Below are 26,343 nucleotides of genomic sequence, written 5' to 3'. Positions count from 1 at the left end.
TGACTCTAGACCGAAGAAACGATGGCGGAAAGCCTCCCTGCAACCTTGCGGGCCTGCTCCTTGTCCGCAGCCTCTACCATGACGCGGAAAACTTCCTCGGTGCCGGAAGGTCGCAGCAGGACGCGGCCGGTCTCGCCGAGTTCTTCCTCAGCCTGAGCGATGGCTTCTTGTACTTCGGGGGCATCCATGATGACGCCCTTATCAGAAACCGGCACGTTGATGAGCACCTGCGGTAGCACGGTCATTACCGATGCTAATTCCTTTAGGGACTTCCCGGACTTGGCCATGCGCGCCATGATAGACAGGCCGGTAAGGGTGCCGTCGCCGGTCGTGCAATCATCCGTCAACACCACGTGGCCGGACTGCTCGCCGCCCAAGGAGAAATCGCCGCGGTTGAGCTCTTCTAGAACATAGCGGTCGCCTACTGCGGTGTGACGCACCTCGATGCCTTGTTCCTGCATCGCCAGCTTCAGGCCTAGGTTGGACATCACGGTTGCTACCAAGGTGTTATAGCGCAGGTCATTATCATCCTTCATGCCCACGGCCAACAGCGCCATAATCTGGTCGCCGTCAATCACATTGCCCTCGGCGTCCACAGCCAAGCAACGGTCGGCGTCACCATCGTGGGCCAGGCCCAAATCGGCGCCATGCTCGACGACGGCCGCCTGTGCCTTTTCAATATGCGTCGAACCGCAGTCCTCATTGATATTAAAGGCGTTCGGCTCATTGTGGATAGCAATAACCTCAGCCCCGGCCGCCTCATAGGCGATGGGAGCAACCTTGGAGGCCGCACCATTGGCGGTATCTACGACCACCTTGATGCCGCTCAAATCCGTGGAGACCACTTCCTTTAAATGGTTGAGGTAGCGCTCGCGTCCGTCTGGCGCCTCCGAAATGATGCGCCCCAACTTGGTGCCAGTCGGGCCGTCTTCAGTGAGGTTTTCCATAGTGGCCTGAATCTTGTCTTCTATTTCGTCCGGTAGCTTCTTGCCGCCGGCGGAGAAGAACTTAATGCCGTTATCCGGCATAGGGTTGTGGGAGGCAGAAATCATTACGCCGAGATCCGCGCCATAATCATCCGTCAGGTAGGCAATCGCCGGGGTCGGCAACACGCCCACGCGCACCACGTCAACGCCGCGGGAGGCCAAACCGGAGGCAATCGCCGCATCCAGCATCTCGCCGGAAACGCGCGGGTCGCGACCAATAATGGCCAACGGCCGACGCTCATAGGATTCCCGCTGGGCGGTGAATACCTCCGCAGCGGCCTGGCCTAGTTGCAAGGCCAGAATCGGAGTCAGCTTCTTGTTCGCGAGGCCGCGAACGCCATCGGTTCCAAAAAGTCGAGTCATGCAGTCAATTATGCACGCCTGTGCCCAGCGATTGCATGTTGGGGCGGCCCTAGGCAGGTTTAACCCCCAACCAGTCCTTCCTTGTTAACCCCGAAGACATAATTAAGTGTTCCATTTCGGATGAAGTATGTAACTATCTAGTAAGTGACATTTCGCTCTTACCCTTTAGAGAGGAACTTCTCATGACGAGATCCCGCTCAATAGGTGATGACTCACTTGATTCTGCTTCGCAGAAGGCACGATCGGCTATAGCCAAGGCGGCTTCGGGCGAGCGCTCTATCCATCCTGCGCTCATTCCCGGCGTCAGCGTTGAAGATACGCGTGCCAATTTCAAGACGAATAAAACTGTCTTCGCAGTAGCACTTGCCGCGACCATCGCGATCATCGTGTGGGCGATCGTGGCACCAGAAAACCTGGCCAACACGGGAACCAACCTGCAGGCATGGGTGGTCCAACACTTCGGCTGGCTTTTCACGATTGTCATGATCGCGACTACGATTTTTCTACTGTCCATTGCAATCGCTCCCACAGGAAAGATCAAATTAGGTTCTGATGATTCGGAACCTGACTTCTCCCGTTCCTCGTGGATCGCAATGCTATTCGCCGCAGGATTGGGAATCGGGCTGGTCTTTTACGGCCCAATGGAGCCGCTATCCCATTTCTTGACCCCACCGCCGTATCTCTCCGATGTGGAACCAGCCAGCGAGGCAGCAGTCCTGCCAGCCTTCTCGCAAGCTATTCTCCACCAAGCTACATTGCCGTGGATGGTGTATGCGCTAGTCGGCGGGTCCCTCGCTTATGCTGCCTACCGTCGCGGGCGTCTACCGCTCATTTCCTCCCTTTTCGAGCCCATCGCAACCAACTCCAATAACCGCGTCATAGGAAAGATCGTCGACATCTTTTCTGTCCTGGTCACGCTTTTTGGTACAGCGACCTCGCTAGGAATTGGCGCGCTACAGATCCGTACTGGAACATCGATTGTCACCGGAAAGCCTTTGGAAGGCGACGGAATAATCATTGTGATCATTTCCATACTCACCGTCATCTTCATCATTTCGGCGATGTCCGGCATCAAACGAGGTATTCGCATTCTGTCGAATATCAACATGGGCCTCGTTATCGGCTTGGGCATATTCGTCCTAATTACGGGACCGACGATGTATATTCTCGATCTGATTCCAGCGTCACTGTTGCAGTTTTTCAACAACTTCGCTGACATGATGTCCGTTGCTCCCTCGCAAGGTGAGACAGAAAAAGAATTTGTTACCGCTTGGACAATGCTCTACTGGGCATGGTGGATTTCTTGGTCGCCCTTCGTCGGTATGTTCATTGCAAAAATCTCGCGCGGCCGCTCTATCCGCGAATTTGTACTGGTCATCATGCTCGTGCCAACGTCGCTGTCGCTGCTCTGGTACGTGATTTTTGGGGCCACAGCTATCAAAACTCACCTCGACGGACACGGCATCGAAATCAAAGATTCCGGTGAAAACGTCATGTTCGACGTCATGAAAACGCTGCCGCTTTCTAGCATCAGTACAATCGCCGTTCTCGTAGCAGTGGTCGTATTCTTTAATACTGCCGCCGATTCCGCCACCAATGTGATGGGCTCGATGTCCCAATCCGGCCGCCCCGTGCCTGCAACACCAATCTCCATCATTTGGGGAGCTGCCCTGGGCGGGATCTCCTTGGCGCTTCTTCTCATCGCTGGCCAAGATGCTCTAAGTGGTCTGCAGTCAATCATGGTGTCTTGCTCTTTGCCCTTTGCCTTTATCCTCATCGGCGTGATGGTCGCGTGGGGCAAAGATCTAGCACGAGATCCGCTAATGCTACGGAGGAATTACGCCACTGCCGCCATCGCCCGAGGCGTCCAGCACGGTCTGCAAGAGCATAACGGTGACTTCATTTTCGGCTCGTCTGCCGTTCCCGAAAGCCAAGGCGCCGGAGCAAAGATCGAAAGCGATGATCCGTACCTCCACGAATGGTACACCGAATCCGCAACGGACGAGTACCTAGCAGACCAAGCATCCGTGCGGGATCGGCAACGAGCTGAGCTCGAAGAATTCGAAGAGAAGCATCAAAAGGATTCGGCACACGAGGAATAGTCTCATCCACTTTCACTTTCACCGCTAAGCCCGTCTGGCCCACCCCGATTCCCATAATGTCCGCGGTGGCAGACGGGCTCTGTTTTCCTACCTAGACCTTCCTCCTAGGGCCCCAAGAAGCAACACGACTGAAACTCGAAATGACAAAAGCCGCCGCCTCCAAAAGGAAGCAGCGGCTTTCGTAGCGCTTGCGCGCGCAGTAGAAGCGAGATTAACGCTTGGAGTACTGCGGTGCGCGACGTGCCTTGTGCAGACCAGCCTTCTTACGCTCAACTGCACGAGCATCACGGGTGAGCAGACCAGCCTTCTTGAGGGCGGTGCGGTCACCTGGGTTGTAGATGTTCAGTGCACGAGCGATAGCCAGACGCAGGGCGCCAGCCTGACCGGTTGGGCCGCCGCCGTTGACGGTGACCTTGAGGTCGAACTGGTTCTCGCGCTCCAGCAGGGTAAGCGGCAACAGGATGTCCTGCTGGTGCAGCTTGTTCGGGAAGTACTCGCCGAACTCGCGGCCGTTAACCACGATCTGGCCGGAGCCAGCAACGAGGCGAACACGAGCGACGGCGCGCTTACGGCGTCCGACGGTCTGGATCGGGCCCTCGTGTACCGGAGCGGCAGCCTCAACCTCTTCGGTCTCGGCCGGTGTGATGGAATCACCGATGGTGTTGGTGAACTCTTCGGTAGCGGCGCTTGCTGCAGCGATGTCAGCAGCGTCGGCTACGTTGTTGTCGATGTTCTGCTCAGACATTACTGTGCCACCTGCTTAAACTCGAAGGTTTCCGGCTTCTGGCCGGCGTACGGGTGCTCTTCGCCTGCGAAGACGTGCAGCTTCTTGATGGAAGCGCGGGAGAGCTTGTTGTGCGGCATCATGCCGGCAACGGCTTCTTCGATAACGCGAACCGGGTTGGCGTCCAAAGACTGACCCAGGGTCATGGACTTCAGGCCGCCCGGGTAGCCGGAGTGACGGTAGCGCATCTCGCGGCCGCGCTTAACGGAAGAAACGTGGATCTTGTCAGCGTTGAGGATGATGACGTGGTCACCAGCGTCAACGTTCGGTGCGAACTGTGGCTTGTGCTTGCCGCGCAGCAGGTCTGCAACGGTGGAAGCGAGCTTGCCCAGCACCACATCAGTAGCGTCGATGACGTACCACTTGCGGGTGATGTCACCGCTCTTTGGGTGGAAAGTAGACAATTTGACTCCTTGAAAGTCTGTCTCGGAACTGCCGGCCAGCGCTAAGCATCCATCCACTCCCGTACAGCGGCCGGTGGAGACCTGCAGGGAGCGCTTCGCCAGCTGCTAGCCGACGAGCGAACACATAGGTCTCCTACCCTACTTGCTCACCTGCCCGAAAACCAAAACGCCGAAACCGGTACCTTCCGCGGCTCAAACGGAAGGTACCGGCTCGTGGGTGTGGACTAGAAAGGTACGACTTGAAAAGGTGGAAGAGAGGAAAAGAGGTATTGGTCAAAAAGTGCTCACGCTGCAATCTTTTGCCAAGACTGCGGCTGCGTCCGCCTCCTGCCACTCGGGTGTGGTCAGTGGCACCGCAAGCTCGGCCAAGACAGCCTGAAACAGTGCAGGCGGGGCGCGGATCTAACCCCAGCTTGCGGCGGCGCGACGATTAACGTCACTCATTGCATCATTGCCCTGAGAGACGGTCTTGGAGATGGTCGCGAGCACGGTATTGAGTTCCTGAGATGCCTTGTCCCACTTGGCCTGTGCCTGGTTATAAGCCACTGCGGACTCGCCCTCCCAAGTGCTCACCATCGGCCGCAGCCGCGCCTTCAGGTCTGCCAAGGTGCTGTTGATGCGACCTGAGGTGGCGTTGATATCAGCTGCGGCGGAAGAAATGGCACCGAATTCGTACTTGATCTCGGACATGTGGTGGTGGATTCCCTTCTGTGAATCTATAGGTTTTGGTCAGTGGACTAGAGAACTGTGCAGTGCGGTTTAGAGGGCGAGGCCGCCACCAACATTGGAGAATGCCTGGGCGTTTTCTGCTTCCACGTTGTCGAAGTTGTGGGCGTTGCTGCGGATATTGTCAGAGATAGAGGCCAATGCCTCGCGCAGCTGTTGTGCAGAGGTGTTGTAACGCTGCATCAGGTCATCGAAGGAGACCTGGGCTTGGCCTACCCAGCTTCCGCGCACAGAGTCGACGACTCCCTGCAGGCGGGTGAGCTCGCCTTGGACTTCATCATTGGTGTTATCGACTTTGCCGGCGGTGGCAACCATGACATCGGCTTGTGTCTTGAAAGTCTGAGACATAAGAGTGCGCCCCTCCTTAGGGCGGATGAGATTGTGTATATTCCCCCGAAAAAGCATCTGTGCTTTCTCACCTTTATTGGACTGAACTTTCTGCCAAACGGTTCCCGTCTGGGACAAAGTTTTTAAGACTATTTTTTGACCAGGCTTTCCGTAGCCATGCGGCAGGCTGCCTTTTGGACAGCATTGGAATTGTGGCGGGTATGGCACCCCACAGACATCTGATGCCCACGGTCTTCCCAGGTAGTCCACTCCACCAAAGAGCCGTCCCCTGGGTCTTCGGTATAGCTCAGGCGCCCGGCCTTATCGGTAGCATCGCGTAGCGCCGGGTCTTCGTCGACCTGCGCGCGGATTTCTTTAAAAAGTGCATCCGCCGGAACGTTAAACATTTCATCCGCCGCCAATAGGATACGCAGGTTCGGATCCTCCCCGGTGGCGGTAACCAACCCATCTTCTACCTTGGTATGAAACCCGGTGGGAACGACCACAGACATTCCCTCAATATCTAAGCGCTTTTCTCCCGGATGTAATTCATCACCACCCGGTTCTGCAGCACCCGTGGCACCAGACTCTGGCGAGTTGGGTACGGATTCCACCGCGGTATCGCGGCTCGGCTCTGCAGCGCGTGGTTGTGGGCGGGAATCACCTGAGGCGGCATCACTGTCTGCTGAATCTCGTGCGCCGATAGCCCACCAGGAAGCTCCGGCAACGGCAATAATGACCACTGCAATTGCGAGGTGGAAGATATCAATAGCCCCGAGCCAACCGCGCAGCCGGTCGGACCAGCTTGGTGTTACTGGCTCATCATAGGCTGGCGCTTCCATCACTCTGGTGGGAGAAGCTGGTTCCGCAATCTCCGTAGCCGGATGAGTAGGGGTTCCAAATGAGGTTGACGTAGCTAACGAGGAGATAGCTGGTTCTGGGTCAATGAGCCGCACCCCGGTGACTTCCAATTGCCGGCTGACGATGGTGGTGGCTTCCTGCGCAATGTCCGTGCCGGACGAGTCTGCCACCACGCAAGCTTCCACGTCGGGCCAGGACGGTCCGGCCAACTTTGAAATCTGATCCATGACCTGGCCCAAAGCCCAACCTTCCACGATGCCGGTACCCGGCAGGTCGTAGCGGTATACCGAATCAGGCCCTTCAAAAATGGTGACCGCGTCCAGGATCGTGACGGTAATTGGTACGGCGTTAGTCTCCCCACCGTCAGTGATTGGGGCGTCGGTGTGCGAATTCGCGCTGAGGTTGGTGGTCATTTACTTCTCTCCTTCTGGGTACACCACTTGGGCGACGCCAAGGTTTTCACCGCGGATGCTCCACTGACCGCGACCGGGTGGTTGTTGGCTGGGTTTAAGGCCAAAGATGGTGCCTTCGTCCCGGTCGGCGTCGAAAAGCAGCAACGCTGGTTGAAGATCGCGCACTGCAGAGAAGAATTGGCCGAAAAGGGCGCGGCCAATGCCACCAGACTTGCGAGCGACGATGAGATGCAAGCCAATGTCGCGGGCGTGCGGGAGTAGCTCCAGGAGCGGTGAAAGGGCAATATCGCTCAGCAGGTCCGCATCGTCGATGACTAAGTAGATATCTGGGCCCTCCCACCAGTCTCGTGCGGCGAGCTGCGCTGGGGTAATATCCGGGCCCGGCAGGCGGGATTCCAGTGTCCGGACAGTATCGAGAATGGTCTCTTGTGCACTTGTCTGCGTTGCGGCATAAGCGGCAACCATGTCTTGGTTCAAGGTTCCTAAGTGAGCCCGCCGCTGGTCGATGACCACAAGGCGAGCGTCTTCCCGCGCGAAGGCGCAGATGCCGCGCATTATCTGCGCCAAGAAGGTGGACTTGCCGCAACCCTGCGCTCCTATGGCCACTAGATGCGGCTCGCGCGATGGATTCCACGTCAGCGGATCGAGATCCCGTCCGCCGATACCCCAGGCGATCTCGCCGTCGGGAACGTTCCCTTGAGTAGCAAGGGCAGACGGGGTGAGTACCGCGGGCAGCATCTTGAGTTGCGGAACTGGATCGGCTGCGGCATGAACGCGGCAAATGTGGGCGATGTCCTGGTTTGATGTGCGAGCCAAAAGCATATTCTCTCCGGCCAAGGTAAGCCCGCGGCCCGGCGCGCTGGGTAGCTTCTGCTGCAACTTGCGGTCAATTAGCGAATCCAAGGACTCACCAAGACGCAGCTCAAGTCGGTTGGCTATGAGATCGCGAATGGCGGGGCGCATCGTGGTCCACCGCGAGGTGGCAATGATGACATGTACGTGGGCAGAGGCGCCATCGGCGACGATCTCTGTAACTTTCTCCGCTATGTCTTCAAACTCTGCATTGGAGGTGCCAATGTGGTGCCAGCCATCGATTACGAGGAAGGTTGCGCACTGTTCCGGGCGGCGAATAAAGCCGGCTACTTCGTCCACGATTCGCCGCACCTTTTCCCCTTCATCTCGCCCAGCAACTCCGGCAACGTGGGGAAGTCTCTCCAAAGACGCTAGCTGACCGCCGCCCAAATCGATGACGTAGAAGCGTGCCGCCTTGGGGCTATGCCGTAGCGCCAGAGCCGAGACGATGGTGCGCAGCGCACTTGATTTTCCTGACTGCGGGCCGCCGCATAGGGCCATGTGCCCGCCGTGCTGGTGGAAATCGATTATCAGCTCATCTTGACGTTGATAATACGGCCTATCGATAATGCCGACGGGAGCCAGCAGCGTCCCGTTACCTGCAACAGACGACGAGGCGCCCACGTCCGCTCCGCTAGACAGTCCGGGTAATGCAGATAGCTCAATGACCGGTGGTAGCGGCGGCAGCCAGATACGGTGCGCCGATTGATCACGCAATCGGGCTTCTTCTGCCGCGGCGCGCACGACCTCGCTAAGCACAGTGGTGGTGTCATCGAGAACAACCACAGGGCTAGTGCTTTCTTCCTCCTCTGCCCAACCTCGAAAGAACTGCACGCGGCCGCGGGCTGCGGCGGGTCCGTCCCCATGAGCTTCAGCTATCGCCCGGCGCGGCACGGGCCCAGAAACATAGGAGGCTTGGAAACGAATCAACGCCTCGGCATCAGACTTGAGGTAGCCCGCGCCGGGTTGGCCGGGCAAATGGTAGGCATCGGTCACGCCCAATACTTGACGGGATTCCGCCGAAGAGAAGGTTTTTAGCCCGATTCGGTAGGACAGGTGGGAATCCAGCCCCCGCAACCGGCCTTCTTCAAGTCTTTGAGAGGCTAAAAGCAGGTGCACGTGGAGACTGCGCCCCAAGCGGCCAACGGCAACGAAAAGTTCCGCAAAATCAGGGTGCTGGCCCAAAAGCTCCGATGACTCGTCAACAACAATGACCAAGGCGGGCAGTGGCCCGTGCTCGCGTACTGCAGCGGCGGAGGCGTTGTACTCGCTGACGTTGGCGAAGTTTCCGGCGGTGCGCAACAACTCCTGGCGGCGGTTCATCTCGCCGGCGATGGCATCGTACATGCGCTCTACCAGCGTAGATTCCTCTTCCAAGTTAGTAATCACCGCAGAGGTATGCGGCAGGTGGTCACATCCTAAGAAAGTAGCGCCGCCTTTAAAATCCACCAGTACGAGGTTCAGCTCGTCCGGGCTATGGGTAGCCGCAAGCGCGGCGACGAGGGTGCGTAGGAGCTCTGACTTACCAGAACCTGGGTTATAGGTACGATACATTAACCCCGTCTACGGGCAGTGGACGAAATACTGCGCGTGGTAGACATACTGATTGACGTGGGGGCTTAGGGGCTTACTTTTAACCCTGGGATAGGAAAACCGAAAATTTAAAATACTTTATGTACCGAAGTTTCTAAATTTTCCTGATTTGGTATGGAGAGCCGAAACCTAAGCCCTCAAAGCCCCTCCCCGATGCACTCGAGGCTTCTGACATCGACAGGTGCAGCATGCTACCAAGATTGATATTGTGACCCGACCCCACACAAACAACTTGACACGCTCTTTCAATCGCATCAATCTTGGCCTTATCAGCCGGATTTCGTCGTGCCACAGTAGTCATTCTACTGTCCATCTCATCATGCAGGTTAGGCGCCCACACACCAACCATCAGACACTCTCTTCGGAGTACCTAGGCATGGTGGTAGATCACCATTCTTCCCAACCCAACCGGCTGGATATCAGGTGTCTACCTAAAGGGGCCAGATCCCCACCTGTTGCACCACCACTGAGGTTGCCCGCAACTCGTCTTCAAGAAGAACATGCTTGATTTTTCTACCAAACTGTAGATGAAACGAAGAAGAATCTCACTGAGGGCGGCTATGGATTTGTTCGACGGGAAGTAGATTGCGGAACCTCTAAGTCAGGCCATGACTACCGTATCGACGGAGAAATCCAAGCAGGAGACCATTCAGGGTATGACGTTTCTAAGGAAGTGCATCTCCCCTGCGATGTTTAGGAGTCCTGTAAAAGCCAGGCAGTCAGTTCTTTTACTGCATGGCTTTTGCCTCCTGGATAATTAGCGTTCAATTCTGCGGACACAGATTCAAGTATTTTGTTGGAGAGTTTCTCAGCCCTATCGGAGCTGATGTTTCCGCGTAGATCATTTAGCGGTACAGAGAGCATGCCATCCCTACTCGGACGCATCCAATACGAGTGCATATCATCAGCGTAGATTTTTGGGAATGTTCCTGACACCTGGGACTCAAGAACAACATTGCCAAAAAATAATGAGGACAGTCGCTTTTCTTCCATAAGCCTAATTCTATAGAAATAATATTCTGCAGTTTGTTTCTCTAACTCTCACTCAATTCAGAACTTGTCTCTATCCATTGCCTTGCCTGGGGAAAAAGAAGAAACATAACAGCTACCACCGCAGGAAGAATCAAACCACTATAGTCTTCCGAAAGCACAGCAACACCTGCATAAATAAGTGATAGTGCTGTTCCTGAGACTAGAAAACACTGCACCAGTTGGTTCTTATTTATTAGATACACCGCTACTAACGCTGTCAGCACCACAAGTGCAAACAGAATAAGATGCAGTGCCTCGTGAGCGACAGAAGGATCTATCCACTTACTAGCACTGTAGGCACCGGTAATAGCGGTATATACAACTGCGAAGACTAGAACGAACACTTTTCGATACGACATATTAGCCTCCCCTTAGGAATACTCATCTGTGTACAAGCCAGATTGAAGACCAACGCTAAGACCAACAAAAAATGAGAGAAGTTAATACTGGAAGTGACTAATGATTATCGCTTGGGCGCTTCTTCTCGAATAGAGGCCCAGAGAAAACAAAGGAAAGAATCAAAAGCACAGTGCCAATTCCCACTATTAGTAAAGGAATGATAGCGCTACCAGATTGCTGCCCAGTACCTGCATCAGCAGCAGATACCCCTGTGCTAAACAAAAAAGCCCCAGCCGAAAGCATAGCTAGGCCTGAGAACCCTGCCAATAACACTGACCATAGTGCACGATTCATAGAATATGCTCCTTGTCGCGGGAAGTATGCGCCCGAACCATCGATAGGCTCGAGACGAATGCTAGTAGAGCACGGCAGCCATCGGGGAGTTGTTAATTATGGCTGTCTTGGCTTCTAACTTAGCATGTGAAGGGGAAACCTCGATAGGGGAGCTCTTACATCTAATTTTCGTATCATGGAAAATACGATAACTAAATCCAACCGTAACCGTCCCACCATCCCTCACTAACGCTTTGTCTCTTCCCCAGTGACAATTGCTTACGATCCCATCGCACTCAACGCGCGGGAACGTAAAAATCTTGTGGAACCACCAGCTCACCCAAGTTGGTTTGAAAACCGTGCGGATTTCACGGCAGTCCACAAAGTTCTCTACGTTTTTATCGTCTTCCAACTCTAGGTACCCTTTCTCAACAGGAATGGTCGAAACAGGGACCTGACCCCGGACAGTGGACACGTCGGGGGGCAGGCCCGAGCTTGGATATTTTTCAAATATATTACAGACGGGCAGCGTCGAACTTAGGTAACATTTTTCTTGGTAAATATACTAAGAGAAGGTCTATTTCCAACGTACTGTTGTCCAAACTATCGAAGCGCTACTTCACCTCGGGACTCACCACTAAGGAAATTGAACGATGAACAGACTTAATACAACTTCCAATGTGTTTTGCTTAACAGCCGTTCTTAGCCTCGGATTGAGTGCTTGCTCAACCAACCAAAATGATAAACCTGAACCTTCGTTTTCTGCTCCCCCCATTTCATCAACGAATGTACAGCAACCCGAAACAAGTGGCGATACAACGACGCCGGATGAACCTACGACCACAGTTAGTAGTGTCTTGCCACCATCCAATAAGCAAGGCCCTCATACTTCGATTTCAGCAGCAGCGCCGAATCAACCCAGTAAAAATAAAAAAGAGAAAAAGAATCCTCAGCCTCATAGCGGCCGCTCAAAGGCAGACTTTCCATATTACACCTACGGGCATACAGGTACGGCCCCTAGCACCGAAGTGAACCACACAACACCTCAGTTTGGGCGTGCTGTGTATGAGGCTTTTATCGAACACTGGATAGCTACCGGCGACCCACAACCCGAGTTGGAAGTAGTCTCACCGGCAGACGGGTTTTCATACTCGATGAGTTGTTCTGAGAACGTTCAATATTCCACTGTATTGTGCACTGGAGGCAGAGACGCAAAAGTTTATATATACCGCCCAATTGATGATTCGGTAACGAAACCTATGGACTTACAATACGGATAAACAGCATGGTTTCTACCCTAGGATGTGAATTTTGGTCTCTAGTGCAACCTGGTTTGATTTTATCTTGATAAAAGAAAATCCCTACAGGCATTTTGTCTGGTAGGGATTGAAATTTGGTAGCGGGGCAGGATTCGAACCTACAACCTCTAGGAGTGGGGGTTAGGGGGGTTTACTTTTAACCCTGCGCTAGAAAATAGGAAAATTTAAAAGGTTTGGTGTATCTAACTTTCTATTTTTCATGTTTTTGCATAGAGGGCCAAAATCCAAGCCCCCTAAGCCCCGCCCAAAGACACGCAATACGTCTGGTAGTACCGGAGTAGCCTCGGATGGTATCTATAGCACACCAATCCCTACATACCCCGCACCTAACGGCGGCGACCTGTGGCGAAAAAGTGCTCTTATCTCTTGACAGCGGGCAGGTTGCCCCCTATACTTGACATCAGTGTCGATTTTCCGTTAAGCAAGGGAGTCGGCAGGGATAACCCCGAGAACAATGCTTAAAATGGGTAGCCCCGACGGCACGAGCATGCCGTTTCTCCGACGATAAAAGTTACATCCGCGTAAGTCCTGGAACGGAAAGCCAGGCTGGGGACAGAGGCTGGGTAGGGAGTTAGCGCTCCTGTAAAGCAATGGCGGGTCTCCCGCTGGCGAGCTGTGCACGGTAATCAGGCCGCCCAGATATAAAGCCGGGAAAGCACCCCTCTCCGGATAGCGATTAATGCTGTCTGGAGTAAATCTTGCTTTCCCCAACTACCGCCGTAAAGGCTGACCCCCATCTTTCGTTCTATACCCTTGCCGACCTCACAGATATGGGTCTCGGCAGCGCTGACGTTCTGCGCGACAGGATTAAGCGTGGCGAGCTTGGAGCACACCTTATCGGCGGCACGTACCGAGTAAGCCGCGCCGATCTCGATGCTTACTTAGCGGCCTGTCACCGCCCGGCGACTGTCGAGGATTTCGTGGATGCCATTGTAGCTGTTGCGCCTGCTTTAAGTGAGGAGCAGCGTTGCCGCCTTGCAACTGTTCTGTCTGGGGGTGCAGCGGCGTGACAAATAAGAAAAGCGCCCCGGAGGGCGCCTCTCAAAATCTGAACAAGTTTGATTCTACTACCTCGACTGTCAGCAAGCCAGACTTAAACCTTAATTCAGATCATCTAGCAGAACTTCGTGCCTCTGCTATTAGCGATGAAACAATCGCTGCAACTGGTGCCTATACTGCGTCCACCCGCGACGAGCTGCCTGAGCCGTTGCGCTGGATTGCAGATAGAAACGACACCCTTCCGGCTTTGGTCTATCCAATGGTTGAGGCCGGGCGCGGTGTGACGTGGCAAGTAAAGCCACAACCTGGTTCTTTGGTGGACGAGGAGGGGCGACCCCGTAAATACATCTGCCCGAAGAAAGAAGGGTCGAATATCTCGCCGTCGTTTATCGAGCGGCGACCGATTACGAGTGCCACACGTCGCGTGCTGGTGGTCGAGGGTACGAAGCAGGCTCTTGCTGCGATGACCTGGACTGATGACACGACTGCTGTGTACTGCATCCCTGGTATTCAGACATGGATGGGTGGCGAGGACGGGCCTAACCCTGCTTTTGCCCGTCTTAAAGGGCAGTCTGTCTACATCATCCCTGATGCTGATGCTGGCTCTAACCGTGCTGTCTACGACGGTGCGCAAGGCCTTGGTGAACACTGTAAGGCGTGGGGTGCATCCCCTGTCCGTTTCGTGCGTATGCCAGGCCACGGGTCGCAGGGCCTTGACGATGTCCTTGCCACTGTGGACGATGGCGAGCGCTCTGAGATGCTTGAGCTGTGGATTCGCCAGGCGCAGGCTAAGCCTGCCAGCAAGATGCCGAAGCGTACTAGTAAGAAGCAGCGCAGCAACACTGGCGAGACTCGCAACGACTCGCGCCCGAAGCTTCATACCGACTTGCCGCCTGAAACGCTATGGGATCGAGCTTGGGAGGCAATTGAGAGTAAACATGCAGGCGTGACGCTGTTTCGCCAGGATTCTCGTCCTGTAATGATTTCTCGGCGTGACGGTCAGGCTGTCCTGGTGCCGGTAGACCGTGCAACGGGGCGGCGTCTGACTGCTGCTGCTTTCGATTTGGTGCGTGAAACTGACGGTTCCACCACTGTCGTGGCACCAATGGACAAAGATATCGACGTGATTTTCTCTCCTTTCTATACCGATAGTCTGCCGCCGCTGCACAGCGTGACGCGGTCGCCGCTGGTTACAGAGAGTGGCGAGATTATCACGCGCTCGGGTTACCACAAGGGCACGGGTGTCTATGTAGACCTCGACGATTCCCTTATCGGTATCTCTGTACCAGATAAACCAAGTGATCAGGACGTGGAGAATGCAAAGGTGCTGCTTGAGGATGTTCTCTACGATTTTCCGTGGGTAACTCCTGCTGATCGCACCCGTGCTCTCGGTGCTCTGCTAACTCCCTTGGCGCGCCCGATGCTTACCACAGCACCTATGCACGTGATTTCTGCCGTGCGCCGATCCTCTGGAAAAGGTCTGCTCACAGATGTTTTCCATCTGATCGCAACAGGCGAGACTGCTGCGGTGCAGGACTTGCCTGGTACTGAGACAGAGATGCGGAAGGTAATTGCGTCGAAGCTTTTTGCTGGTGCTGCAACACTTTTCCTCGACGAATGTAGCGTCGGTGTGGATAGTAAAGCTCTATCTGCCCTGCTGACAGCCGAGTCTTATACCGACCGCATCCTTGGTGAGTCGCGCATGATTTCGGTACAAAACAACCTGTGCGTGTACGCAGCTGGAAATAATATCGCTGTTGACGGCGACCTGGCCCGCCGTGTCGTACCTATTCTTCTCGACCCGAAATGCTCCAGGCCTGAATCTCGCAGCGGTTTCCGGCATCCTCACCTGCGCCGGTATGTGCGTGCTCACCGGCGTGAGCTGCTGGCAGCGGCACTGACACTAATCCGTGCGTGGGCTGTGGCTGGCAGGCCGTCTCCCCGTGTGGCCGGCCCATTCGGCTCTTTCGAGGGCTGGTATCACGTGGTCGGTGGCACCTTGGAGCACGTCGGGTATGCCGATCTCACGACAGACTTGGAGGAGATCCGAGCACGGTATAACGCTTCTGAGCAGGAAAACGCTGAGCACCTAGCGTGGCTCTATGAAGCAATGGAGGGCGACGATTTTCGCGCCTTCGACGCAGAATGCAAGATCGCTGACTCCCGCGACTATGTCCCTCTGCCTGAGGGTCTGGTTTCTTTGGACGAGGTCTCAGCACGCCGCCTCGGGCGTGTCTACTCCCGTCTGCAAGGCGCGTGGATTGGTGGATATTGTCTTGAGAGCGCTGGTGTAAAGCACCACACGAAGCTTTTTCATGTGGTGTGCGAGGATGACTGGGGTGGTGGCCCCGGCCCTGGTGCTGGTCCCGATAACAGTGTGCCGCCAGAGCCTTCTACGCCTGCAACACCTGAGCCTTCGGATACAGATAGTGTTGACACGCTGGTATCCGACTTGGAGACCGGCAGTGCCGATGACCTGCACGTGACGGATGACCCTGGCTTTGTCCGGCTGGCTACTTACTCCATCAATGGTGCAGAACCTGTAGCTACAACCGATATTGCAGGTGAGCTGCTACCTCTAATCGAGCGTGCAGGCGTGGTCGTAGGCCACAACATCGTCCAATACGACCTGGCTGCGCTACAGCGTCTTTATGGTCTCGATGTTGAGGCTCTGGTGAAGTCTAACCGTGTGCATGACACTCTCGTCATGGCGCGGCTGGCTGCAGGTGGTGCTAAGAACTTAAAGTACGACCTCAATGCTGTCGCGTCGCGTTACGGCGTTGGTGGAAAGTTGCTCAAAGATGGGAAAACAGTACTTGACGCGCAGGCGGAGCAGTTTGGTGGCTTCGACAAGATACCCACCGATGACCCTGACTATGTCAAGTACGCGCTCCAGGACGTGCGGGCGAACACTGCCGTATACAGCAAGCTTCTGCCTGAGACCATCGACGCAGTGGGCGAGGAATATCTCCAGCGTGAGCACGAAAAGACGTACGCTCTATCCGTCGTGGAAGCGAAAGGTATCCGTGTAGACACCGGTAAGGTCGAGGCTTTTTTCGCGGAGGAAGAACAGACGAAAAGCAATATCCGACAGTGGCTAGTAGACACTGTCGGTATGCCCGACGAAGGTACGTCGCCATGGGCTTCGGTAGATGGCAAGCAGGCTATTGCAGACTACTTTGGCCGATTCGGTGCCGAAGTGCCGCGTACAAAGAAAGGTGGAATCTCGATTAGCGGTAAGGCGATGCAGGAGCTTGCTAAGCAACATGCAGGCACCCCTGAGGTAGTCGAGCTGGCGACCAGGATGCAAACACTGCTGCAAGCCTCGACGCCTGCTGCGACGATTAAAAAGTATCTGCACGGTGACCGTGTGTACCCGTCTATTAAGTCCAGTCAGAACACTGGACGCTTGAGCACCAAAGATCCAGGTATGACGGTTTTCGGTTCTCGTGATAAAAGGCTTATCCGTCAACGCGAGATGATCCTCTCGGATAGTGCTGACGAGGTTCTTATCAGCGTGGATTTGAGCCAGATTGATGCTAGGTGCATGGCTGCTGGCAGCGGTGACGAGCGCTACTCAGAGCTATTCGCGCTTGGTCGTGACGCACATACAGAGATGGCTGTCCGTGTATTTGGCGATAAGTCCCGCAGGTCTGAGGCTAAAGCTCTCGGCCATGCGGCAAACTACGGCATGGGGCCAAAGTCGTTTGCTGACCATGCTGGCATCTCTGTTGTTGAGGCTCGGTCTCAGCTTGACCGCCTGCATCGTGAGTTCCCGGAGCTGGAGTCCTTCAAAGAGTCTCTGCGTAAAAGCGCCGAGACTCGTGGCTGGGTTTCCACCGGCTTCGGTCGCCGTGTAGCTGTCGCACGAGATAGGGCTTATACCCAAGCACCGGCTGCATACGGTCAAGGCACGGCCCGAGACGTATTCCTGGAGGGCGTTCTCAATCTCCCGAGGGAAGTCCTGGAGATGGTACGCATTTTCGTCCATGACGAGATTATTCTCTCCGTGGCGCGCGAGCGTGCTGAGGGGATTAAGGAGTGTGTGGTAGCCGCCTTTAAGGCTGTCGAGCTGCCTTCCTCTGGTGGGGTCTCTGTCCCTGTGCTCTCGGATTCAGCTGGCCCTGGCGACAACTGGTCTGAGTGTAAGTAGGCGGTTTGCATGCAGCTCTCTCGCAGCCCTCCCCTAGGCACTTTTATCGTCACAGAGACGTTAACAACGCAGGAAACACAGTACCCCTGGGAAGCCTTGAACCATCGGGGGCTTAACCCAAGTACCCGATGGCACCGAAATACCGCAACCTAAAGAAAGGAGTTGGCCATGGAGCCACAATCACCGCAGCCACCCCGGACACCTCGCGGCGGGTCGAAGGAACGCTACGAAGCCGAGGAATCTGCAAAAGGCCTTATCGCAGGTTTAGTCGGCCTAGACTGCGCCGACATCATTCGTCGTTCTAATCGCGTCCAGGAGATTCTCGAGGATCTTGCCCAACACGCTCCCGCAGAGGGCGTGTCCCTGGAGCAGCTTAGGGAGGAGAGGAAAAAGGTCGATGCCGAAATAGACCAGCTGTCACGAGAGCTTGACGAACGCGACAGGAAAATGCAGGGCAAGCCCAACGGCAATCCCCCGGGCCAGCCCGAGCGCAAGCCCCGTAACGTCACGGTTAAAGACCCGCGATTTGCCCCTCTTTTCCAGAATGAACCAGAAGAAAACGACACAGATAAAGGATGGGAACCAGAACTATGATTACGAAGTCTCAGACCGCTTCTGCGATAAAAAAGTTTGAAGCTCGCCTGGAGAAGCAGAAGCGAGAGGAAGCCGAATTGGCTGCGGAGTTCGAGGAAATTGAGCGTAGGTTAGGCAAAGTTCTCGCCGCCTGCGTTTATGAACCGTCGAGCAAATGGGCCGCATTTCTCGACCGTTCTGTCTGGGAACTGCTCGTGGAATGCGGCGCACAGGTGGCCCCCTCCCGCGAAGCGTCCGAGGAGGACGAGGGCGCTCATCGCGGGGAGGACGAAGGAGCTGATAAAGGCTCCGAAGTCGATTCCGAAGGCTCTACCGAGCCGGAGGAGTCGGAGGACGAAGAAGCCGATGAAGGCTCCGATGACTCTACAGAGTCGGAGGAGTCGGAGGGTTCTGAGGACTCCCACGGCGGGGAATACGAAGAGGCTGACGAAGCCTCTGAGGCAGATTCCGAAGGCTCCCCAGAGCCGGAGGAATCCCCCGCAGGCCCGGAGCAAACTGACTACTACGGTCAGTGAGCGTAGGGCCAGAGGGTCGAGGGAGAGAATCTCCCTCGCCAGCGCCACGAGGCACCGGAGGTGCCCGAGTGGCTTGCTGGCCGCCTGTTAGGGAGGGCCGTCTTTGACGGTGGCGAGTACGCCTGAAGATGCGCAGCAGATTCAGGGGGCCGACACCGGAGAAGCGTGACCCTCACTAACAGACTGTGGCCCTGGCTGCGTCAGCAGTCGGGGCCACCCTGCCACAGTAAGTATGGAATGTAGGAGGTGGATATGCGAGACAAGTTCTCGACATATTCGCGGACAACCGTGCGCCTCGACAAGGATTTGGACAAATTTGTCGAGGAGGTCGCACGGTTCGCAGGTGTGCAAAAAGCAGTCGTGTTCCGGGAAGCTCTCTATGTCCTCGCAGAGGAGGAGAGCGTGCTAACGCAGAAGCGTTTGGCCCCGGAGACGCTGCGCCGGTGGGACGAGATGAACGAGCAGCTGCGTCGGATTGGCATCAATCTGAACCAGCTGGCTCGGCGGGCGAATATCGACGGGACTGAATCGGTGTCCGAGTTGGTAGAAGGCATCGCTGATAAAGTCGATTCTCTCCGCCAGGAGGTGAAAGACTTTGTCCACAATCAAGATTAGCTACAGTCAGAACCTCCGCGCGGCGACGGTGTATGCCGTCTACGGAACGGCAGACAATGCCCGCAAGGGTCGGGTGCGAGCTGATGCTTTATGCACGGTTCAACCTAATGCTGAATCGTTCTCGCCGTCGGCGACATCTGGCCGCTGGTCTGGAGTGGACTTCATGGAGGCCAGTGTGGACGAGATGGAGCGTTATGCTCCGGCAGGGCGCACTGACCAAGCCATTATTTATATCCAGTCGTGGGCGAAAGACGAGCTGGATAAGGATGACCCGGCTGATGTAGCTCGGGCTAATGCCGCCGGTTCAGAGCTGGCGATGCGGCTGACTAAAGGTACGGGAGTTCCGTTTACCGTTGCCACGCACACCGACAGTAAAAGCGGCTGCGTCCACAACCATATCGTCTTTGCCAATCACGACCCGCAGACAAAGAAGGCTGCGCCGAGGGACATGCGTAACTGGTTTAAGTTGCGCAACGTCAACGATGAGTTGATGCGCGAGTTGGGGATGCGTGTCCTGGGCAAGCCGGGAGGCCGGCAGGGAGGCAATGGAAGCAAGCCGATAAAGCCGGAAATATCGCTACTTCCTGCCGAGCGCAGGGCACGCAAAGAGGGCCAGTCCACCGACTCGACGGGCCTGGGCGTGGATGAATTAACAGCAATCACCTGGGCTGATTTCGCTCGCAAGCGCATAGACGCGCTGTGTGCTGATGAACGAGTAGCCGATGCTGAGGACCCGCTGGTCAAGGCGCTAGAGGTTGCTGGCGACTACAACCTGTCCCTGAAAGTGCAGCCTAACTCAAAGACCGAGGGCGAGTCGTTAACCGTGGCCCTGGTCGATGACGACGGAGAGGAGGCCTATTTTACGAACACCACGAAGGCCGGGCGTACCCGAAAGCGTAAAGCAGCTAAGGCCGGCTCGAAATTAGGCCGCAGCTATTCGCTAGAGGGTGTGACCGAGCGCGTTAACGAAGCTCAGGCAGCTCTCGTTGCGCGACAGGAGGTGGAACTCCAAGCTGATGCAATTGACGATGACCTGGAGGCGAAATACGGCTCCAGCCTTCTCGATGACGAGGAGGAAGAGGATAACTACTACTCCCAGGAGGGATTTAATTATGGTCTCAGTGACCGAGATGAAACAGATGGCCCAGGCAGCAGCCAAGGGCAAGGCGGAAAGCGTCTTGAAGATCGTCAGCCCGCGCCTGGACAAGGCGGAGAGGGCTATCAAGGCGACGCAGGAGAAACTGAAGAGTCTGCCGGAGAACGCGGGGGAGATTATCAACAGTCTGCCCAGCGACTTCTCAACGCGATTAGCGAAAGTGGAGACCGAATTAGGAAGCGTAAGGGGCAAGCTCGCCGAGAACAAGAACTACGTGAGCAGCAGTCACTTCCAGGTAACGATGATGGGAGTGCAACAGATGATCACCGGCCTGATAAGGAATATCGAGGCACTGCCCAGCGGCATGGACGGGGTCAAGGGAACTCTACTCGAGCTAAATCAGCAGATGTCGCAGCTCGTAAAGCTGCAACGGGAGGTAATCAGGGCAGCACAAAGCCCCATCCAGCTCGACCGGGCTTCCAGCCAAGCAGTAGCCCAGAGCCTCAACAACCAGATGACGGCCAGCCTGACTACTGACCTGGAGCCACTGGTAGCAGTAGCGGTCTCTGAGGCAATGTCGAAAGAGTCAGAAAGCCTGCACAAGGCAGCAGAAGCCTCTAAGAAGGCCCGCAGCGCCTTGCTCCAGGAGAAGGAATCCAACGAAAAGCTGCTGGAGGAGATACGCGCAGAGCGCAAGCAGTATAACGAGGACATGGCAAAATCAAACACTCACTTCATTAAGGCCTGCATGTCTGCCTCGTGGATTGCAGCCAGTGTTCTCTTCGTTACTATTGCACTCGTTGCTGTCGGCGCCTTGGGGAAAGGGCTGCTAAGTATGCTCGGCATACCTGAAGGCATGGGTGCTCTGTGGAGCCACGTCCAGGAGGCTAACGGCATCGGCCCGACACTGGGATGGTTGGTGCTAACCCTTATCACCATAGGCATCCTTATAGCGCTTATGACCTGGATGCTATCCCAGGCTGTGCCAGGTATTGCTCATTTGGTCGAGGAATACCGTCGCAGCCACCCGAGGAAAGAAACAAACCACTAACTCGAACACATGCACTGTAAAAAAGCTAAAAGACTCCCACACACAGCGTAGCGGTTAACCGCTACGCTTCTTTTATGCTCTCTCTGGTGCTGTTCCGACCGGCTTTCGATCGTCCGAAAGGTCACGTCGGTGCCAAAGAACGACTTCAGCCCTCAGGGACGGCTGTCGGGCAATTGAGGGAGATCCCCGCGTCGTTGAGCGCTGCCCGCCCGGCGGGAGTGAGACGCACGGCCCGGGTACGACCCCTGCGGGAAAGCCATTCCTTATCCAGCAGAGTCTTGCAGATTCCCGTGCCGAGAGGGCCGGCGAGGTGGAAGCGGCGTTCGGTGGAGTCCATGCACGACCTGCCCGTGTCGAGCATCTTCGGGGGCACACCCCACTGTATGAACAAGCGATGACCTTGATTAGTGACCTGACAGTGCGAGTCGATGAACTCGTGCTCTTCTAGTTGTTCAGCCAGGCGCACCCCGAGCTTACCGGCGAGGTGCTGATAACAGGTGCGGCCTTCACGTAGGTTCGCATTCGCCCGTGACGCGCTGAGGCTGTGAGGAGTGGGCAGGGGCGAGCGGGCGACCACGCCAAGACTCTCGACCACTCGTGCGATGTCTTCCCCGGCCAGGCGAATGTAGCGGTGCCGGCCCTGCCGAATGTCGTGGACGAGACCGTGGGTGACGAGCACGTCAACATGCTCGCTCGCCGTCGACCGGGCCAGGCCCGCGTACCTGCCCAGTTCACCAACCGTCCAGGCCCGCCCGTCCATGAGCGCAGCACACATGGCCGCCCGCGACGAGTCAGCCAGAGCCGACGCGACTGTCGAGATATCCGGGACCGCTTCAGGAAACACGCGCGCAACCATGCCTCCAGTGTGCACCCGGAACTGTTCGGTGACGACCGAACAATCGCAGGCATAGTCTGAACTCACCAGATTCATTGCATCAGGAGACGAAGGGAGCGATCGCGATGAACGGGGGCCGCCAACGGCTACGCGGGCACTACGATGAGGCTTCGCTGGAGTCTCGCGTATGACCGCGCATCGGCGCACGGCGCTGGTCGCGACCCTCCTCGGTTTCTTCATCGTCATGCTCGATACGACCATCGTCAATGTCGCCCTCGCCGAGATCGGCACTGACCTCGACACGACGGTGGGCTCACTGCAGTGGGTCGTCGACGCTTACACCCTCGTGTTCGCCGCGCTCCTTCTCACAGCTGGGGCCGCATGCGACCGTCTCGGGGCCCGCAGGGTCTACCTCGCTGGCCTGGTGGTCTTTGCTGTGCTCTCGGCCGTGTGCGCCCTCGCTCCCACAGGCGGGTTCCTCGTCGCTGGTCGCGCCGTCCAGGGCGTGGGCGCGGCAGCGATCGTGCCGGGCTCTCTGGCATTGCTGTCGGCTGTGTACGACGATCCGAAGGAACGAGCACGCGCCATCGGGCTGTGGGGCGGCGCAGGAGGTGTTGCCGCCGCGATCGGACCGGTCCTGGGCGGAGCGCTGGTGTCGACGATCGGGTGGCGGGCGGTGTTCTGGGTCAACCTCCCCATCGTCGCTATCGGCTGTCTGCTCACCTTGTGGGCAATTCCCGCGCTCACGGGCAGTCGCGCGAGACGGGTGGACCTACCCGGACAGGTGCTCTCCGTGCTCACGCTGGTGGCAGTAACCTATGCAGTCATCACCGCAGGCGAACACGGATGGTCACCCTGGCAGGTAGCCGTGCTGATCGCCGGGGGCGTCTTCCTCGCCCTGTTCATCATCGCAGAGCGACGACACCCGGACCCGATGCTGCCGATGGCCTTGTTCACTCGTGCCCGGTTCTCCGTGGCCGCAATGGTAGGGCTCGCGCTCAACATCAGCTTCTTCGGACAACTCTTCGTGCTCTCCCTCTTCTTCCAGCAGTACCTGGGATACGAGCCGTGGCTGGCAGGCCTCGCGCTGGCACCACAGGCGTGCAGCGCCGTGGTCGCGTCACCGCTGGGCGGCCGTGCCGTCGCCCGGTGGGGCGCGTTCCCCACCATGCTCACCGGCCTGGTAGTCGGCACGATCGGCTTCAGCAGCCTCGTGCTGCTCACCGCAGAAACCCCTTACGTGGTGGTCGCGGTGTTGACCTTCACGGCTGGATTCGGGATGGCCTTCGCGATGCCGGCCGCGACCTCGGCCGCAGTGGCCTCGGCCCCGCCGGAACATGTCGGCATCGCAGGAGGAGTCATCAATGCCGCCCGCCAGACCGGCAGCGTCGTCGGCGTCGCAGTCCTCGGCGGAATGGTCGCCAGTGGAGCGTTCCTCACAGGCTTCCACACAGCCGTCGCGGTCGCCGGTGGAGTCTTCGGTGCCGCAGCGCTCGTAGTTGCTGCCACCATCATCAGTCACCTACAGGAGCCAGTTACACCTGAAGTTTAGAATCATTGTGTGATGAAGCACCATCGGAGGAGGTCGAAGAAGCCGCCAGTCGAACGCGTACTGTGCTCCGAAACTGGTAAACGCGAACACGAGCACTATGATGACGCCGTGCATGTAGCACTGAAACGGTCGCGACGGGCAGGGCCGCTGCGGATCTACGAATGCCCTCGTGCGGGTCGTGGCACCTAACCAAGCGCCCTGACTGGGGCAAACCACCGGCGAACTAATGACACTGTACGGGTCTGTCTCGGCGAGGAACGCTCCGGAGTGCGTCTTTCCTGGACGCTCCAGGAGTTTCGTTCTCATGCATAGGCAGCCGAGGCGCGCTGCAAGGCTTGTAGCCCTGAGGCCAGTCGCCTAGGGCTTTGTACCATGAAACTAGGCGCGCCAGCGACCATAGGCCATGGTCAGAGAGTATGAACACCGGTGACCAGATAGCAGGTCGCTTGTGTCAGGCAATGCGCCGGCGCATTGCCTGACCAGTATGAGCAACAGAGCGCGTTCAAAACGTTAGGGCGCGAGCGCAGTCCTTTCTCGCAGTCACCTATACTCCTCAGCCCACCAGGGGTATGCACACAGCGCTCATACACTAAAAGAGTCACACCGAGAGAGAGGACCACTGTGACGACAGCAAGTTATTTTCAACCCCACCACCAATGAGGAGTACTTCACCACTCCATGCTTCAGCACTCGCGCCGAAGCCTGGGCATGCGCAACCGGGTTCATCTTGGCACGCTATAGCGGGGAGTAGGACGCCGCAGTAAGAGGCAACCTCGCAGACGCCACGCTGAACAAGGAATACGAGTTTTACTCCACGATCGACCTACGCCAAGCATCGCTCTACGGCCCTCCAGTCTCGATCGTTCTCAACGACTAACCCCAAACAAGACAAACAAAGGCAGCACCCCTCGGGGTGCTTTCCCTCTTGCTGGTCGGGCTGCGCATATTTACCCTCACGCGTGCGCAGATTTACGCATACAGAGCTAGTTATCCACAGGGGTTCACCTGCGGGTTTATCTATTTTCCCAGGTGACTTATAACTATATCCCTGTAGATCTATATCCTCAGTCGATCAACCAACAAACCGTTCACTACGGGGTGCGGTTCTTGCTCCCGCCTCGCCTTGCGGCTCGTTGGGCTGCCGCCCAAATCAATAGATTTGGTTGCCACCAAAACACCCCACAACAACCACGGGCCTGACCCCGGACAGTGGACACATCGGGGGTTAGCTATGCTGCTTTGGTCAGTGTAGCTGATGTGAGTGCTTCGACCATTCCTGTTGAGAAAGGGTACCTAGAGTTGAAAGACGATAAAAACGTAGAGAACTTTGTGGACTGCCGCGAAATCCGCACGGTTTTCAAACCAACTTGGGTGAGCTGGTGGTTCCACAAGATTTTTACGTTCCCGCGTGTTGAGTGCGATGGGATCGTAAGCAATTGTCACTGGGGAAGAAACAAAGCGTTAGTGAGGGATGGTGGGACGGTTACGGTTGGATTTAGTTATCGTATTTTCCATGATACGAAAATTAGATGTAAGAGCTCCCCTATCGAGGTTTCCCCTTCACATGCTGAGTTAGAAGCCAAGACAGCCATAATTAACAACTCCCCGATGACTGCCGTGCTCTACTAGCATTCGTCTCGAGCCTATCGATGGTTCGGGCGCGTACTTCCCGCGACGTTGTGAACGCGGGCCTAACCCCCGGACAGTGGACACGTCAGGGTTAGGCCCTATGGCGGAACATACGCTATAACATATGCCTAAACATACGTCCCGCCATATGGCGAGATATGTCACGCGGGCCGGTGCGGGTAGGCGGTACCGGTGAAGGAGCCGCGCCCATGCCCCGCGTCTTGTGGTAGTTGTAGAAGAAAAAAGGGGGCGCATCTACTACCACTGCGGTATCTCGCTTACTCCGGCTTGCGCCCTGCGTTTTCTGCCCGCACACGCACTCCCACAGAAGCAGCAGTCAGAACAATAACGAGAACAACCGCTAAGCCGAGCCCTATTACATCAGTCAGCCACAAAACGAGGAGTACTAAAGAGGCAACCGCCAAGGCGAGCAAAACTCCGATTTTTATCTTCTGTACCTTGTCCATGTCCATAGCGCCATTATTCAAAATAAAACCAACCGCGCGGGAAGTTTTCCCGTTTTCGAAGAAATCTCCTCCAATCCTAAAAGCGCCCTCAGGGACCTGCTTTTCTACTTTATGCGCGTAGTGGAGAACGCTCGTATCCCTCTCGCGGAGTGATTCTTATTTCTCGGTAGGACTATATAAATGCAGGTAGAACTATATGTAATTAAACATATGCTAAAGCATATGTTGAGGCATATGGCGGGACATATGTTGCGCCATACGGCAGGCCTGACGACTGCGTATTGAAGTGTCCCAGGTTTTGTTCCGTCTGAGTAGATGGGAAAATCTGGAATATGCCAAGAAAATTTGACCAGGATGCGAAGGACCGTGTGGTCCGTCTTGTAGAGGACCGTATCTTGGCGGA

General features: G+C 56.2%; 21 protein-coding genes and 1 pseudogene. 10 read left to right on the top strand and 12 right to left on the bottom strand.

Annotated elements, in window-relative coordinates; translation table 11 throughout:
• Positions 1-5 precede the first annotated feature (5 nt).
• Positions 6-1,349, bottom strand: a complete 1,344-nt coding sequence (gene glmM, locus MHK05_RS07235; protein ID WP_023020606.1) for a phosphoglucosamine mutase — start codon at positions 1,347-1,349, stop codon at positions 6-8.
• A gap of 182 nt (positions 1,350-1,531) precedes the next feature.
• Between glmM and MHK05_RS07230 the strand changes: the two genes are divergently transcribed.
• The gene (locus tag MHK05_RS07230; RefSeq protein ID WP_239205777.1) at positions 1,532-3,451 is read left to right on the top strand and encodes a BCCT family transporter; all 1,920 of its coding nucleotides are present in this window, start codon (positions 1,532-1,534) and stop codon (positions 3,449-3,451) included.
• Positions 3,452-3,662: 211 nt separating this feature from the next.
• Here MHK05_RS07230 and rpsI read toward each other — a convergent pair whose 3' ends face one another.
• From rpsI to MHK05_RS07185, 9 genes and pseudogenes are all read right to left on the bottom strand, one after another.
• Positions 3,663-4,196, bottom strand: coding sequence for a 30S ribosomal protein S9 (gene rpsI / locus MHK05_RS07225; protein ID WP_239205775.1), 534 nt, complete (start codon positions 4,194-4,196; stop codon positions 3,663-3,665).
• A complete protein-coding gene (gene rplM, locus MHK05_RS07220; protein WP_023020603.1) occupies positions 4,196-4,639 on the bottom strand; it encodes a 50S ribosomal protein L13 in 444 nt (147 codons plus the stop codon). The genes rpsI and rplM overlap by 1 nt, the downstream gene beginning before the upstream one ends.
• Positions 4,640-5,041: 402 nt before the next feature.
• Positions 5,042-5,329 (bottom strand): WXG100 family type VII secretion target, encoded by a 288-nt coding sequence (locus tag MHK05_RS07215; RefSeq protein WP_239205773.1) that lies wholly within the window; start codon positions 5,327-5,329, stop codon positions 5,042-5,044.
• A gap of 69 nt (positions 5,330-5,398) precedes the next feature.
• On the bottom strand, positions 5,399-5,713 hold the full coding sequence (locus tag MHK05_RS07210; protein ID WP_023020602.1) for a WXG100 family type VII secretion target: 315 nt from the start codon (positions 5,711-5,713) through the stop codon (positions 5,399-5,401).
• Between the two features lie 128 nt (positions 5,714-5,841).
• A complete protein-coding gene (locus MHK05_RS07205; protein WP_023020601.1) occupies positions 5,842-6,966 on the bottom strand; it encodes a type VII secretion-associated protein in 1,125 nt (374 codons plus the stop codon).
• Positions 6,967-9,351 (bottom strand): annotated as a pseudogene (gene eccCb, locus MHK05_RS07200) (type VII secretion protein EccCb); the annotation flags it as partial.
• A gap of 753 nt (positions 9,352-10,104) precedes the next feature.
• Positions 10,105-10,404: a hypothetical protein gene (locus MHK05_RS07195; RefSeq protein ID WP_239205771.1), complete on the bottom strand. Its 300-nt coding sequence runs from the start codon at positions 10,402-10,404 to the stop codon at positions 10,105-10,107.
• Between the two features lie 41 nt (positions 10,405-10,445).
• Positions 10,446-10,802: a hypothetical protein gene (locus tag MHK05_RS07190; protein ID WP_239205769.1), complete on the bottom strand. Its 357-nt coding sequence runs from the start codon at positions 10,800-10,802 to the stop codon at positions 10,446-10,448.
• A 97-nt stretch (positions 10,803-10,899) separates the two neighbouring features.
• A complete protein-coding gene (locus MHK05_RS07185) occupies positions 10,900-11,136 on the bottom strand; it encodes a hypothetical protein (protein WP_239205767.1) in 237 nt (78 codons plus the stop codon).
• A 632-nt stretch (positions 11,137-11,768) separates the two neighbouring features.
• Between MHK05_RS07185 and MHK05_RS07180 the strand changes: the two genes are divergently transcribed.
• The 8 genes from MHK05_RS07180 (at position 11,769) to MHK05_RS07145 (ending at position 21,457) form a co-directional block, all read left to right on the top strand.
• Positions 11,769-12,395, top strand: coding sequence for a hypothetical protein (locus MHK05_RS07180; RefSeq protein ID WP_239205765.1), 627 nt, complete (start codon positions 11,769-11,771; stop codon positions 12,393-12,395).
• Between the two features lie 737 nt (positions 12,396-13,132).
• Positions 13,133-13,444 carry a helix-turn-helix domain-containing protein gene (locus MHK05_RS07175; protein ID WP_239205763.1) on the top strand — a complete coding sequence of 104 codons (312 nt, stop codon included), beginning with the start codon at positions 13,133-13,135 and terminating at the stop codon, positions 13,442-13,444.
• On the top strand, positions 13,441-17,586 hold the full coding sequence (locus MHK05_RS11910) for a DNA polymerase (RefSeq protein WP_239205761.1): 4,146 nt from the start codon (positions 13,441-13,443) through the stop codon (positions 17,584-17,586). The genes MHK05_RS07175 and MHK05_RS11910 overlap by 4 nt, the downstream gene beginning before the upstream one ends.
• 168 nt (positions 17,587-17,754) lie before the next feature.
• The gene (locus tag MHK05_RS07165; RefSeq protein ID WP_046203532.1) at positions 17,755-18,180 is read left to right on the top strand and encodes a hypothetical protein; all 426 of its coding nucleotides are present in this window, start codon (positions 17,755-17,757) and stop codon (positions 18,178-18,180) included.
• Entirely contained in the window at positions 18,177-18,695 is a 519-nt protein-coding gene (locus MHK05_RS07160; RefSeq protein WP_239205759.1) for a hypothetical protein, read from the top strand. The genes MHK05_RS07165 and MHK05_RS07160 overlap by 4 nt, the downstream gene beginning before the upstream one ends.
• A gap of 252 nt (positions 18,696-18,947) precedes the next feature.
• Entirely contained in the window at positions 18,948-19,310 is a 363-nt protein-coding gene (gene mobC, locus MHK05_RS07155) for a plasmid mobilization relaxosome protein MobC (RefSeq protein WP_046203530.1), read from the top strand.
• Positions 19,291-20,943: a relaxase/mobilization nuclease domain-containing protein gene (locus MHK05_RS07150; protein WP_239205757.1), complete on the top strand. Its 1,653-nt coding sequence runs from the start codon at positions 19,291-19,293 to the stop codon at positions 20,941-20,943. The genes mobC and MHK05_RS07150 overlap by 20 nt, the downstream gene beginning before the upstream one ends.
• On the top strand, positions 20,921-21,457 hold the full coding sequence (locus MHK05_RS07145) for a hypothetical protein (protein WP_236881326.1): 537 nt from the start codon (positions 20,921-20,923) through the stop codon (positions 21,455-21,457). Before MHK05_RS07150 ends, MHK05_RS07145 begins: the two co-directional genes overlap by 23 nt.
• A 145-nt stretch (positions 21,458-21,602) precedes the next feature.
• On the opposite strand, the gene MHK05_RS07140 is transcribed toward MHK05_RS07145, so the two are convergent.
• Complete coding sequence (locus MHK05_RS07140; protein ID WP_200895294.1) at positions 21,603-22,388, bottom strand: ArsR/SmtB family transcription factor; 786 nt, start codon at positions 22,386-22,388, stop codon at positions 21,603-21,605.
• A 91-nt stretch (positions 22,389-22,479) separates the two neighbouring features.
• Between MHK05_RS07140 and MHK05_RS07135 the strand changes: the two genes are divergently transcribed.
• Positions 22,480-23,844, top strand: a complete 1,365-nt coding sequence (locus MHK05_RS07135; RefSeq protein WP_239205755.1) for an MFS transporter — start codon at positions 22,480-22,482, stop codon at positions 23,842-23,844.
• A 1,907-nt stretch (positions 23,845-25,751) separates the two neighbouring features.
• Here MHK05_RS07135 and MHK05_RS07130 read toward each other — a convergent pair.
• Positions 25,752-25,946 (bottom strand): hypothetical protein, encoded by a 195-nt coding sequence (locus tag MHK05_RS07130; protein ID WP_232221025.1) that lies wholly within the window; start codon positions 25,944-25,946, stop codon positions 25,752-25,754.
• Between the last annotated feature and the right edge of the window lie 397 nt (positions 25,947-26,343).

This window comes from Corynebacterium nasorum (assembly GCF_022347325.1).
Classification (GTDB): domain Bacteria; phylum Actinomycetota; class Actinomycetes; order Mycobacteriales; family Mycobacteriaceae; genus Corynebacterium; species Corynebacterium kefirresidentii.
Note: the sequence above shows the minus strand (reverse complement) of the source record. Positions and strands in the feature narration are given on the sequence as shown.